The organism is Nitrospirillum amazonense (genome assembly GCF_007828035.1).
In the GTDB taxonomy this organism is placed as follows: Bacteria; Pseudomonadota; Alphaproteobacteria; order Azospirillales; family Azospirillaceae; genus Nitrospirillum; species Nitrospirillum amazonense.
In genome coordinates this window covers 466,734-478,920 of record NZ_VITV01000001.1, presented here as the reverse complement: position 1 = coordinate 478,920, position 12,187 = coordinate 466,734, and the positions used below count along the sequence as shown (strand labels likewise).

Genomic DNA, 12,187 nt, shown 5'->3' with positions numbered 1-12,187 from the left:
CTGATCCGCCCTCCCGTCTAGAATGCTGTCCCGGGGCCGGTGGTGTTGGCCGGGTTGGTTGGCGTGGGGGATGGATATGCGTGGGTGTTTGGCGGGTGCGGTCCTGGCCTGGTGCCTGGGCGGCGGCTTCAATTACGCCTTGGCGGCGGATAAGCCCGTCGTGGCCCCGCCGGAGTCCTGGGTGAAGCTGGTCACCGCCCCCGTGGCCCTGGCGGGGGGCAGCACCTCGGCCGCGATCCAGGTGCTGCTGACCGACTGGCAGATGAACCAGGCGGCTGGCGGCCTTTCGCTTTACCGTCACGACGTGTTGCGGGCGCAGACACCGCAGGGGCTGGGGGCCATGGGCTCCCTGCAATTGAGTTGGAACCCCGATACCGAAGTCCTCACCCTGCATCAATACCAGATCCGCCGGGGTGACCAGGTCATCGACCTGTTGGCGTCGTCCCAACCGTTCACTATCCTGCGGCGGGAACGCAATCTGGAAGCGGCGGCCCTGGACGGCACCCTGACCGTCACCCTGCAGCCCCCGGGCTTGCAGGTGGGCGATGTGCTGGAAGCCGCCTATACACTGACGCGGAACGACCCCGTCCTGCAAGGTCAGGCGGGAGTACTGTTCACCGAGGTTTGGAAAGAACCAGTCGCCCGTGTCCATGTCCGGGCCAACTGGCCCCGGTCCCAGCCCTTGCGCTGGCGCGTCACCGATGGACTGGACAAGCCCAGGACAGCTCCGGGCGAACTGAGCCTGGACATGAAGGACGTGGCGGAATTGCACGGGCCAGAGGGCGCGCCCGCCCGCTACTTCAATTTCCGCCAACTGGAATTCAGCACCTATGCCTCCTGGGCCGAACTCTCCACCCAGATGGAAGCGCTGTACGCCAAGGCGGCGGTGCTGGCGCCGGACTCGCCCCTTAACGCGGAGGTGGCACGCATCCGAGCCGCGTCGGCCGAGCCCAAGGTGCGCGCCGGCCTGGCGCTGGCCCTGGTGGAGGATCAGGTGCGTTACCTGTTCCTGGGTATGAACAACGGGGCCCTGGTGCCGGCGGTGGCCGATCTGACCTGGACGCGCCGCTTCGGTGACTGCAAGGGCAAGACAGCGCTGCTGCTGGCCCTACTGCACGCCCTGGACATCCTGGCTGAACCCGCCCTGGTCAGCTCGACAGGCGGTGACGGCTTGGATGCCCGCCTGCCCATGCCGGGCCTGTTCGACCACGTGCTGGTGCGGGCCCACATCGACGGCCGTGACTATTGGCTGGATGGCACCCGGTCGGGCGATGCCGGCCGGGATCTGGATCGGCTGCCCGTGCCCTATTTCCATTGGGCCCTGCCGTTGCTGCCCCAAGGGGCGGCCCTGGTGCCCGTGGTGCCGCCCGCCCCGGATGAGCCATCGGCGTTGACGACGCTTGCCATCGACGCGTCCGCCGGGATCAGCGTGCCTGCCCGCGTCCACGGTGAACAGCTGTTGACCGGTGACGGCGCCCTGCAGGTCAAGCAGGGCCTGGACAACCTGACGGCCGACGCGCGTGAACGGACGCTGCGGAACTTCTGGACTAAGCGTTATCCCAACCTGCGACCGCAGACGGTCAGCGCCGATTTCGACGTGGCCACGGGGCGGCAGACACTGCTGATGGATGGGGAACAGACGCTGGAATGGAAGCGCCTGGGGGCCACCACCGCCGTGGCCCTGCAACTGCAGGAAGGGGAACTGGGCTGGAAGGCGGACGCCAAGCGGCAACCGGGCCCGCACCAGGATGCCCCCTTCGCTGTCGCCTATCCCTTTTTTGAACAGACGCGCGAGACCATCATCCTGCCGCCGGACGCCTTAGGCGCCACGGTTCAAGGCGGTAACGTGGACAAGACGATAATGGAAATGGCGTTCCACCGCGATTTGAAGGTGGAGCGCAACGTCCTGACACTGGATGTCAGCACCCGTGCCCTGAAGCCGGAATACATGGCTTCCGCGGTGGAAGTCGAAGCCGCCGCCGCGCAGATCCGCGCCCTGTCGGAAGAGACCGTCTTCCTGATCTCTCCCCTGAACTACCGTCCCACGGAGAAGGAGCAAGCGGCGTTCCTGGAAAAGGCGCCCCCTACGCCCGAGGGATTGGTGAATCGCGCCGGCGTCCTCTTCCGCCGGGGTGATAAGGCGGGCGCTCTGGCGGATGCGGAGAAGGCCGTCGCCTTGAAACCAGACTGGGCGCCAGCCTACGGCATGCGCGGGTATGTCCGCATGGAAACAGGTGATGCCAAGGCAGCCCAGGCGGACTTTGACAAGGCATTAGCCCTTGATCCCGCCTGTGAGCAGGCGATGGTTGGCATCGGCCAGTTGGCCCTGGACCAGGGGCGCAATGACGACGTGGTCCTCTTCGCCTCGCGGACCCTGCAAGTTTGGCCGCTCGATCTTGCCGCCATGGGACAGCGCATGTTGGCCTACTATCGGCTGCATAAATTTGACCAAGCCTTCACGGACGCCACCGAGTTGAAGCGGCTAGATCCCAACCGCCTGGATGCCTATGAGGTACGGGCCAACGTCTTGCGTCAGCGAGGCGACACGGATGCCATGGCGGCGGAGGGTGACGCGGCCATCGCCGCGCGGCCCAACGACGCTCAAGCCTATGCCCTGAAGGGGGTAGCCCTGGAAATCCTAGGCCGGAAGGATGAAGCGGTGGCTGCCTACGATCACGCCCTGGCGCTGAAGCCCACCGCCTCCGTCTATGCCCAGCGCGCCCGTGCGCGATCGTCGTCCGACCAGAAGGGCAAGGTCGCTGACCTGACAGCCGCCGTGGCGTTGGCGCCGAACCAGAGTGAGTATCTCGCCTCCCTGGGGGCGGCAGAGGCGCGGCTGGGCGACAACGCCGCGGCCGAGGCGGCGTTCACCCAGGCCCTGAGCCAAGCTGGCAGCAAGGGCGAGGAAAACGTCCTGTACGCGCGCGGGCGCTTTTATGCCCAGACCCATCGTGACCAGCAGGCGCGCGAGGACTTCGCCAAGGTCCGCGAGAAAGTGGCCGACAAGGCATCGGGGTTGAATGAGCTTTGCTGGGTGCAGGCAACGGCGGGCTTCGCGCTGGAAACCGCCCTGGCTGACTGTGACGAGGCCTTGAGGCTGTTGCCCACCGCCACCCCCATCCAAGACAGCCGGGCCTTCGTCCTGCTGCGTCTGGGACGCTATGACGAGGCGATCGCCCAATACGACGCGGCGCTGAAGGACCGCCCCGCCAGCGGTTCCAGTCTCTATGGCCGGGGCCTGGCGAAGCTGCGCAAGGGCATGGCAGCGGAAGGGCAGGCCGACCTCGCCGCCGCCCGGGCTGCCGATTCCCGGGTCGATGAGACGTTCAAGGAATATGGCGTCACACCATAAGGCTGGTTGCTGGGCTCACACCGCCTTGGGGGGCACCCTCGTCACCAGGTCCGCCAGCGCGTCCAGCGCCGGCTGGCGGGTAAAGGTGGGGCGGCTTACCAGGCGGATCCGGCGGCCGGTCCCCGTGCCGGCCAGGGGACGGAAGACCACGTCGCGCCGTCCGGCGTGGACCTCGGCCGCCAGCGCCGGCACCAGGGTGGTGCCGTAACCGGCCGCCACCATGTTCAGCAGGGTCTCCAGGCTGGTGGCGCGCAGGGACCAGCCGCCGGGGTCGGGCCGCGCGCAGGCGGCCAGGGCCTGGTCCCGCAGGCAATGGCCATCGGCCAGCACCAACAGGTCGGGCGCCAGCGCCGCCTCGTCCACCGGCCCGTCGCCCTCCGCCAGGGCATGGTCGGGCGGCAGTGCCGCCAGGAAATCCTCGTGGAACAGAGGGCGCTCCACCAGGTCATCGCCCGCCGCGGGCGTGGCGATCAGCGCGGCGTCCAATTGGCGGCGGCGCAGGCGCTCCACCACCGCGTCGGTGGTGTCTTCCCACAATTCCAGGGTCAGGGCGGGGCAGCGCCGGCGCAAGGGGGCGAACACCCGGGGCATGAGATAGGGCCCCAGGGTGGGGATGACGCCCAGGGTCAACGGCCCGGCCAGCGGGTCGCGCGCGCCGGCCAGGGCCACGATGGCGTCCGCCTCCGCCACCGCCCGGGCGGCGTGGACCAGCACCTCCTCCCCCAGCGGCGTGGGCGCCACCCATTTGTTGGTGCGCTCGAACAAAGGCGCGCCCAGCCGCGCCTCCAGCTTGGCCACTTGGCTGCTGAGGGTGGGCTGGCTGACGTTGCAGGCGGCGGCGGCCCGGCCGAAATGCCGGTGCTGGGCCACGGCCAGAAGGTATCGCAGATCGCGCAGGTTCACGGGCGGGCGAACTCCTGAAAACACGCCGACGATATAGATGGTCTATCGTCACGATACGAACAATCGATTTTACGCATGAACGCCGGCCGGCGTAGCTTTTCCTCGTCGGGCGCCAAGGCGCCCAAGCCCATCAGAAGACGACGAGGGACGATAGTCATGACCAGCCAGCCACCCCGCATGACCACCACCGCGGGCGCCCCCATCGCCGACAACCAGAACAGCCTGACCGCCGGCCCGCGCGGCCCTGTCCTGATGCAAGACTATCAACTGATGGAAAAGCTGGCGCACCAGAACCGCGAGCGCATTCCGGAGCGTGTGGTGCATGCCAAGGGCTGGGGCGCGTTCGGCACCCTGACCGTGACCCACGACATCACCCGCTACACCCGCGCCAAGGTGTTCGGGGCGGTGGGCAAGAAGACCGATCTGCTGATCCGTTTCTCCACCGTTGCCGGCGAACTGGGGGCCGCGGATGCCGAGCGGGACGTGCGCGGCTTCGCCGTCAAGTTCTATACCGAGGAAGGCAACTGGGATGTGGTCGGCAACAACACCCCCGTCTTCTTCATCCGCGACCCGCTGAAGTTCCCGGACTTCATCCACACGCAGAAGCGCCACCCCCGCACCAACCTGCGCAGCCCCACCGCCATGTGGGACTTCTGGTCCCTGTCGCCGGAAAGCCTGCACCAGGTCACCATCCTGATGTCGGACCGCGGCTTGCCGCCCAGCCCGCGCTTCATGAACGGCTACGGCAGCCACACCTACAGCTTCTGGAACGACCAGGGCGAACGCTTCTGGGTGAAGTTCCACTTCAAGACCCAGCAGGGCCACAAGCACCTGACCAATGACGAGGCGGCGCAGGTGGTGGGCCGCTCGCGCGAAAGCTACCAGGAGGACCTGTTCGGCAGCATCGAGGCGGGCGACTTCCCGCGGTGGACCCTGCAGGTCCAGGTGATGCCCGAGGCCGACGCCGACAAGACGCCCTACAACCCCTTCGACCTGACCAAGGTGTGGCCGCACGCCGACTATCCGCTGATCGACGTGGGCGTGGTGGAGCTGAACCGCAACCCCGACAACTACTTCGCGGAGATCGAGCAGGCGGCGTTCAGCCCATCCAACGTGGTGCCCGGCATCGGCCACAGCCCGGACAAGATGCTGCAGGCCCGCATCTTCTCCTACGCCGACGCCCACCGCTATCGCCTGGGCACGCATTACGAGGCGCTGCCGGTGAACCAGCCCAAGTGCCCGGTGCACCACTATCATAAGGACGGGGCCATGCGCTTCTTCCGCAACGACACCGGCAACCCCGACGCCTATTACGAGCCCAACAGCCTGGGCGGCCCGACCCAGGACCCCAGCGTGGCCGAACCGCCGCTGCGCCTGTCGGGCGAGGTCGGTCGGCATGACCACCGTGCGAGCAATGACGACTACAGCCAGCCGCGTGCCCTGTTCACCCTGATGGACCAGGGCCAGAGAGAGCGGCTGTTCGCCAACATCGCTGCCGCCATGCAGGGCGTGCCGCAGGCCATCGTGGAGCGCCAGCTGGGCCACTTCGCCCTGGTCCATGCCGACTACGCGGCGGGTGTGCGCCGGGCCCTGGCCCAGGGCGAGGGCGCCGACCGGCCGGAGACGGCCATCCCCTGACACCCCATCCCACCCTGGAGCCCGTCCCCCAAACCGGCCCCTCCCGTGATCCCCCACCGGGAACTGGCCTTGGCACCAGGGAACCTGGTGACCGGGTGTGCCCGAAAAGCCACCCGGTCACATTTTTCTTTAACAATCGCGCACTTTCAGGTTGTGGCCGGGCGGCCCGGCAGCTTAGCCTCCAGCCCATCACAACAAAGGGTCATATTCCGATGCGCCTCGTCACCCAATTCAGCCAGCAAACCGCTGTGCCGCTTGGGGCGGGGCTTTGTCTGTTTATGACACGGGGTTTTGGGGGCAACGGCTAAGCACCGTCCCCGACACACCCGATAACAGGCCCCGCGAGCAGCTGCCCGCGGGGCTTTTTGTTGTGCCCCAATCCCGCCGATGCCGCCGTCCCATCCCTTGCGGGGCGGTGGCGTCACCACCCTGGCAATGCCGGCGCGGCGCGGGAACGACCTTTTAAAATTGGGATGGTTCTCATGGACTTGGACACGCTGATCACCATCGCGCCCAACCTGTTCCTGCCGGCCGCTTTCGCCGGCGTCTTCCTGAAGGCCATGCTGCTGGGCCTGGGCGTGGCGGCGCCGGTGGGCCCCATGGCCTTCCTGTGCATGCGGCGGACGCTGGCCGGCGGCTGGCGCCTGGGCCTGGCCACCGGGGCCGGCATCGCCACCGGCGACGGCGTCTACGCCGGTGTCGCCGCCTTGGGCTTGACGGAGGTCTCGGCTTTCGTCACCGACCATGGCCGGCCGCTGCACCTGCTGGCGGGGCTGTTCCTGGGCTGGCTGGCCTATGCCGCCCTGCGGCGGAAGCCCGCCGGCCCTGAAACGCTAGAGGGCAATAGCCGGCCGGCCGCCCTCTCGACGCTGTCCCTGCCGCGCGCCTGGGCCTCCTCCTTCCTGCTGACGCTGACCAATCCGCCCACCATCATCGTCTTTGCCGCCATGCTGACCGCCTTCGTCCCCCTCTCGGCCCTTTCCGGCGCGGTGGTGGCGCGCCTGCGCATCGCCACCACGGTGGCGGGCGTGGCGGCGGGTTCCCTGTTGTGGTGGGTGGTGCTGGTGGCGGGTGTGGGGGCGCTGCGCGGCATGATGGCGCCGCGCGTGGCCCGGGCGCTGGACTTCACCGCCGGTCTGGCCTTCCTGGCCTTCGCGGCGGTGGAGCTGCGCCGGGCGGTCCTGCCGTGAGAGGCGCGTGCCTTGAGGTCAGCGTCCGCGGTATCGGGCCAGGACATGCCGGCCCTCGGGCGACATCTTGGGCAGTACCTCCATCATGATGTCCTCCAGCACAGGGCCGATGGCTTGGCGCTGTTCGCGGGCGTTGGCCATGGCGGCGCGCAGGGCGTCGGGGTCCAGCGGCGTGCGGTCGATTTCCGCCCGCACCTGATCCATGGCGGCGGTGAAGCGACCCTGCGCCGCCTCCAACTGCGCCATGTGGCTGACGATGGCGCCGCGCAGCAGGCTGCGATCCCCCGCCGGCAGCGGTTCCGCCAACTGCCCCACCAGCGTGGCCAGCGCGTTTCCGGCGGCGGAGCGGGCCAGCGCCGGGGGCAGGCTGCCCAGGGCCGTCCGCTGGCGCCATTGCTGGGCGCCCAGGAAGGCCAGCAGGAACAGGTTCAGGGCCAGGGACAGGAGGAAGAGGAAGCGCAGAACCGGTGAGCGCATGGGGGCAAACCTTCGGTGAAGAATTGGGCGGACGGGAACGGGGGCGCTACTGCACCAGCCAGTCGCCGCCCACACCCGCCAGGGTGAACAGGGTGGCCAGCGAGGCTGTGGCTGGCGCCGTCGCCTCGGCCGGCGGCGTCAGCCAGGTGCCGGCCAGCCAGCCGGCCACCGCCATGGTGGCGAAGACGGCGCCGGCCGGCCGCCAGGACAGCCATGGGGTCGACGGGGCCGGACCCTGCCGCTGGCGGATGCGGCGCAGGCTGGCGTCGATGCCGGCCTGGACGCGGGCCGCGCCCGGCGCATCTTCTTCCAGGCCGTCGCCGGCAAGGGGGGCCCAGCGACGCAAGGCGGCTTCCCACAGGTCGCGCGCGTCCGCGTCCTGGGCACGCAGGCGCCGGGCGGTGCGCCGGGTCTCCGGCGGCCAGTGGTCGATGTCCGGCCCGTGGGCCGCCAGCAACCGGGCGAATTCCTCAATGGTCATGGCTCACCCTTCCTTCCAAAAGGCTCCCTGCTGCCCTTGGCCAGCGCCCGTTCCAGCGCGCCCCGGGCACGGTACAGCAGCGACCAGTAGGCCCGCAGGTTCAGGCCCAGCACGGCCGACGCCTGGGGCCCCGGCATTTCCTGGTAATAGAACAGCACCAGGGCCGCGCGCTGCTTTCCCGGCAGGCTGGCCAGGGCATCGCGTACCCGCCGTTGCTCCGATCGGCGTTCCATTGTCTCGGCGGCGCCGTCGCTGGGGTCGGCCACGTCCATCGCCGCCTCCAGCGGGGCGTGCCGGCGGCCGCGCAGGCGGTCGAGGCATAGCCGATAGGTGACGGTGTAAAGCCAGGTGGACAGCTGGGCGCGACCAGGCGTCCAGCGTGCCGCATGGTTCCACACCCGCACCAGCACCTCCTGCGCCACGTCGTCGGCCTCCGCCTCCGAGGTCAGCAGGCGCTTGGCCAGCCGCCAGGTGGCTGCATAATGGCGCTGGCCCACCTGACGCAGCGCCCGCTCGTCCCCCTGGGCGACCCGGGCCATCAGGGTGTCGTCGTCCGCCCCATCGTCCCCGTCGGGGGCGGGCAGGCGGCCCCAGGGCTGCTGGCCCGTCACGGGATGTCCTGTCGCAAGGACGTGACCCGCGCGCTCAGGCTGTCGCCGGGGCGGCCGAACAGCTGGCGCAGGCGGGCGCCCACCCCCCGCGCCCGGGCTACGTCACGGGCCATGGCCCTCCATTCGCGCAGGCACACCACCAGCGGATTGCCGCTGGGGGCGACATGGGCCAGGCCGTAGGTCAACGGCACATCGGGCGACGCCTGGGCGAAGGTGCCGAACAGCCGGTCCCAGACGATGACCACGCCGCCGTAGTTGCGATCCAGGTATTCCAGGTTGCTGGCATGGTGCACCCGGTGGTGGGCGGGGGTGTTCAGCACCCATTCCAGCGGGCCCACGGTGCCCACCGCCTCGGTATGCAGCCAGAACTGATAGAACAGGTTCAGCGCCAGCATCCCCGCCACCGCCACCGGGTTGAAGCCCAGGAAATACAGGGGAACGTAGACCAGCCAGCCGCCGGACAGCACTTCCGTCACCCCCAGCCGAAAGGCGCTGGCCAGATGCAAGGCGGTGGGAGAATGGTGGACGCTGTGCGATGCCCAGACCCAGCGCACCTCATGACCCAGGCGATGGCCCCAGTAGTAGCAGAACTCCTCTCCCGCAAACAGCAGGGCCAGACCCCACCAGCGGTCCAGCGGCACGGTGGCGATGCGGTGGGTCCAGGCATACCAGGCCACCGGCGCCACGACACCGGCCAGCGCCAGCTTCATGGGTATGCGCATCAGCAGGACGGCCACCGAGGTCGCCGTTTCCGACCAGGGATAGGGCCGCCGCCGCGCGGCGTACCACGCCACCTCCGCCGCCACGGCGGCCGCGACAACGGGGTAGAACTTCAGGGGAAGGACGCTGGCGCCACCCAGGATGGCCATGGCCGAACCTCGCGGGAAACGGTGGATTTGGCGCTGATACGCAGGCCGAGCCTTCCCGTGTTCGGGCGGGGTCGCAGGATTTTTGAAAAACGGGATCGAATAGTTGGCGGGGGCCGCGGCGTACCAGGGCCAGGCGGCGGAAATGGCCGTCCCTGTCCCCTTCAACATGGATACCCCATATGATGTCCAAGACGATTGTTGGCACTTCCCTCGCCCTGTCGTTGGTCCTGGCACCCGTGGCGGCCCTCGCCCAGTCCCAGGATGGCCAGCCGGCCCACCCCGCCGCGCGCGCCGCCATGAAAGCCTGCCAGCCCGACCGCCAGGCCCTGTGCAAAGACGAACAGCCCGGCGGCGGCCGCATCCTCGCCTGCCTGAGGGCGCACGAGGACAAGCTGTCGCCTGACTGCAAGGCGGCGCTGGCCACCCTGCCGGCCAAGGGCCAGGCGCCCCAGAACCAGTAAGGCCGGGCCAACAAGGACGGGTCCGCGGGCAGCCCCGCCCTGTGCAAACAGACAGGGCTGCCCTCCAACCCAAGGCGTTGGCGGGGGCGGACGATCTGCTATTCTGCGGCCCTCCGGACCCGGAATGGGGTTCGTCCTTCGGAGCCCGCGTTTCCATGCCTGCCGCCGCGCCGCCACCATCCGCCCCGTTGTCCCCGGTCGCTACCGCCCCGGTTTCGACATCCGGGCACGCGCATAGCGCCGCCGCGTCCGGCGCGCCGGAGCGGCTGACCCTGGCCCTGCCCAAGGGCCGCATCCTGGATGAGGTGCGGCCGCTGCTGGAGGCCGTGGGCCTGCGGCCCGAGGCCGCGTTCGACGATCCCAAAAGCCGGGCGCTGCGCTTCGCCACCAACCTGCCGCATGTGGAGATCATCCGCGTGCGCAGCTTCGACGTCGCCACCTTCGTCGCCTTCGGCGCCGCCCAGATGGGCGTGTGCGGCAACGACGTGCTGATGGAATTCGACTATCCCGAAATCTACGCGCCCCTGGACCTGGGCATCGGCCATTGCCGCCTGGCCGTGGCCGAGCCGGTGGCCGAGGCGCAGGGCGACGATCCGTCGCGCTGGAGCCACGTGCGCGTGGCCACCAAGTATCCCGAGGTCACCCGCCGCCACTTCGCCCGCCGCGGCGTGCAGGCGGAATGCATCAAGCTGAACGGCGCCATGGAACTGGCGCCCAGCCTGGGCCTGTGCCAGCGCATCGTCGACCTGGTGTCCAGTGGCGCCACCCTGAAGGCCAACGGCCTGGTGGAGATCGAGCATATTGCCGACGTGACCTCGCGCCTTATCGTCAATCGCGCCGCTTTCAAGACCCGCCATCCGGAGATCCAGGACTGGATCAACCGTTTCACGGAGGTTGTCACCCATGCCGCGTGAACTGCGCACCACCGATGCCGGCTTCGAGGCGGACTTCGACCGGCTGCTGCATGCCAAGCGGGAATCCCAGAGCGACGTGGCCGACGCTGTGGCCGAGGTGCTGCGCGACGTGCGCCTGCACGGGGATGAGGCGCTGATCAAATACACCAGCCGCTGGGACCAGCTGGACCTGACACCCGACCGGCTGCGCATCGCCGAGTGCGAGATCGAGGCCGCCGTGGCCGCCTGCGACCCCGAGGTGATCGAGGCGCTGAAGGTCGCCGCCGGCCGTATCGAGGCCTTCCACCGCCGCCAGACGCCCGATACATACGATTACGTGGACGAGGCGGGCGTGCGCCTGGGCGCCCGCTGGACACCGCTGTCGGCCGTGGGTCTGTATGTGCCCGGTGGCCTCGCCTCCTACCCCAGCTCCGTCCTCATGAACGCCATCCCGGCCAAGGTCGCGGGCGTGAAGCGGCTGGCGATGGTGGTGCCGACGCCGGAAGGGGCGCTGTCCCCCCTGGTGCTGGCGGCCGCCCGCATCGCCGGCGTGGATGAGATCTACCGCGTGGGTGGCGCCCAGGCGGTGGCGGCGCTGGCCTATGGCACCGCCACCATCCGCCCGGTGGACAAGATCGTGGGGCCCGGCAACGCCTATGTCGCCGCCGCCAAGCGCCAGGTGTTCGGCACCGTGGGCATCGACATGATCGCCGGCCCTTCGGAAATCCTGGTGGTGGCCGATGGCGCCAACGACCCCAGCTGGATCGCGGCCGACCTGTTGTCCCAAGCCGAGCATGACAGCAGCGCCCAGTCCATCCTGATCAGCGATGACGCCGCCTTCATCCAGGCGGTGCGCACGGCGGTGGACACCCACCTGAAGACCTTGCCGCGCGCCGTCATCGCCGGGGCCAGCTGGCGCAACAACGGCGCCACCGTCCTGGTGCGCGACCTGGACGAGGCGGTGGCCCTGGTCGATCGCCTGGCGCCGGAGCATCTGGAACTGGCAGTGGCCGATCCGGACGCGCTGGCGGCCAAGGTCAACCACGCCGGCGCCATCTTCCTGGGCCGCTATACGCCCGAGGCCATCGGCGACTACATCGCGGGCCCCAACCACGTGCTGCCCACAGCCCGCAGCGCCCGCTTCTCCTCCGGCCTCAATGTGCTGGACTTCATGAAGCGGACCACCCTGGTGGGCTGCGACGCTGCCAGCCTGGGCCGGCTGGGTCCGCAGGCCGCCATTCTGGCCGATGCGGAGGGGCTGGGCGCGCACGCGCTGTCGGTTCGCGTCCGGCTGGGCCGCTGAGGGAACGCC

11 protein-coding genes are annotated in these 12,187 nt (G+C 69.3%); 6 read left to right on the top strand and 5 right to left on the bottom strand.

Annotated elements, in window-relative coordinates:
• The first annotated feature begins 88 nt into the window (after nucleotides 1-88).
• On the top strand, nucleotides 89-3,352 hold the full coding sequence (locus tag FBZ87_RS02140) for a DUF3857 domain-containing protein (RefSeq protein ID WP_186454521.1): 3,264 nt from the start codon (nucleotides 89-91) through the stop codon (nucleotides 3,350-3,352).
• 15 nt (nucleotides 3,353-3,367) lie between these two features.
• Here the strand turns inward: FBZ87_RS02140 and FBZ87_RS02135 are convergent, their stop codons facing one another.
• Complete coding sequence (locus FBZ87_RS02135) at nucleotides 3,368-4,255, bottom strand: hydrogen peroxide-inducible genes activator (protein ID WP_145608725.1); 888 nt, start codon at nucleotides 4,253-4,255, stop codon at nucleotides 3,368-3,370.
• 156 nt (nucleotides 4,256-4,411) lie between these two features.
• On the opposite strand from FBZ87_RS02135, the gene FBZ87_RS02130 reads away from it, so the two are divergent.
• Nucleotides 4,412-5,893 carry a catalase gene (locus tag FBZ87_RS02130; protein WP_145608724.1) on the top strand — a complete coding sequence of 494 codons (1,482 nt, stop codon included), beginning with the start codon at nucleotides 4,412-4,414 and terminating at the stop codon, nucleotides 5,891-5,893.
• 482 nt (nucleotides 5,894-6,375) lie between these two features.
• Nucleotides 6,376-7,083, top strand: a complete 708-nt coding sequence (locus FBZ87_RS02125) for a LysE family translocator (protein ID WP_211106815.1) — start codon at nucleotides 6,376-6,378, stop codon at nucleotides 7,081-7,083.
• An 18-nt stretch (nucleotides 7,084-7,101) separates the two neighbouring features.
• Here FBZ87_RS02125 and FBZ87_RS02120 read toward each other — a convergent pair whose 3' ends face one another.
• From FBZ87_RS02120 to FBZ87_RS02105, 4 genes are read right to left on the bottom strand one after another with little or no spacing between them, the layout of a single operon-like run.
• On the bottom strand, nucleotides 7,102-7,560 hold the full coding sequence (locus tag FBZ87_RS02120; protein WP_145608723.1) for a periplasmic heavy metal sensor: 459 nt from the start codon (nucleotides 7,558-7,560) through the stop codon (nucleotides 7,102-7,104).
• A gap of 46 nt (nucleotides 7,561-7,606) precedes the next feature.
• Nucleotides 7,607-8,041, bottom strand: coding sequence for a hypothetical protein (locus tag FBZ87_RS02115; protein ID WP_145608722.1), 435 nt, complete (start codon nucleotides 8,039-8,041; stop codon nucleotides 7,607-7,609).
• A complete protein-coding gene (locus tag FBZ87_RS02110; RefSeq protein ID WP_145608721.1) occupies nucleotides 8,038-8,652 on the bottom strand; it encodes a sigma-70 family RNA polymerase sigma factor in 615 nt (204 codons plus the stop codon). The genes FBZ87_RS02115 and FBZ87_RS02110 overlap by 4 nt, the downstream gene beginning before the upstream one ends.
• The gene (locus tag FBZ87_RS02105; protein WP_145608720.1) at nucleotides 8,649-9,521 is read right to left on the bottom strand and encodes a sterol desaturase family protein; all 873 of its coding nucleotides are present in this window, start codon (nucleotides 9,519-9,521) and stop codon (nucleotides 8,649-8,651) included. Before FBZ87_RS02105 ends, FBZ87_RS02110 begins: the two co-directional genes overlap by 4 nt.
• Before the next feature lie 179 nt (nucleotides 9,522-9,700).
• Between FBZ87_RS02105 and FBZ87_RS02100 the strand changes: the two genes are divergently transcribed.
• The 3 genes from FBZ87_RS02100 (at nucleotide 9,701) to hisD (ending at nucleotide 12,178) form a co-directional block, all read left to right on the top strand.
• Nucleotides 9,701-9,982 carry a cysteine rich repeat-containing protein gene (locus FBZ87_RS02100; RefSeq protein WP_145608719.1) on the top strand — a complete coding sequence of 94 codons (282 nt, stop codon included), beginning with the start codon at nucleotides 9,701-9,703 and terminating at the stop codon, nucleotides 9,980-9,982.
• Nucleotides 9,983-10,137: 155 nt separating this feature from the next.
• Complete coding sequence (gene hisG, locus FBZ87_RS02095; RefSeq protein WP_145608718.1) at nucleotides 10,138-10,896, top strand: ATP phosphoribosyltransferase; 759 nt, start codon at nucleotides 10,138-10,140, stop codon at nucleotides 10,894-10,896.
• A complete protein-coding gene (gene hisD / locus FBZ87_RS02090) occupies nucleotides 10,886-12,178 on the top strand; it encodes a histidinol dehydrogenase (protein WP_145608717.1) in 1,293 nt (430 codons plus the stop codon). Before hisG ends, hisD begins: the two co-directional genes overlap by 11 nt.
• Nucleotides 12,179-12,187 lie beyond the last annotated feature (9 nt).

Bases quoted from the DNA above. Each gene is read 5' to 3' on its own strand.
- FBZ87_RS02130 (WP_145608724.1), top strand. From the start codon at position 4,412: ATGACCAGCCAGCCACCCCGCATGACCACCACCGCGGGCGCCCCCATC.
- FBZ87_RS02125 (WP_211106815.1), top strand. From the start codon at position 6,376: ATGGACTTGGACACGCTGATCACCATCGCGCCCAACCTGTTCCTGCCG.
- FBZ87_RS02120 (WP_145608723.1), bottom strand. From the start codon at position 7,560: ATGCGCTCACCGGTTCTGCGCTTCCTCTTCCTCCTGTCCCTGGCCCTG.
- FBZ87_RS02115 (WP_145608722.1), bottom strand. From the start codon at position 8,041: ATGACCATTGAGGAATTCGCCCGGTTGCTGGCGGCCCACGGGCCGGAC.
- FBZ87_RS02105 (WP_145608720.1), bottom strand. From the start codon at position 9,521: ATGGCCATCCTGGGTGGCGCCAGCGTCCTTCCCCTGAAGTTCTACCCC.
- FBZ87_RS02100 (WP_145608719.1), top strand. From the start codon at position 9,701: ATGATGTCCAAGACGATTGTTGGCACTTCCCTCGCCCTGTCGTTGGTC.
- hisG (WP_145608718.1), top strand. From the start codon at position 10,138: ATGCCTGCCGCCGCGCCGCCACCATCCGCCCCGTTGTCCCCGGTCGCT.
- hisD (WP_145608717.1), top strand. From the start codon at position 10,886: ATGCCGCGTGAACTGCGCACCACCGATGCCGGCTTCGAGGCGGACTTC.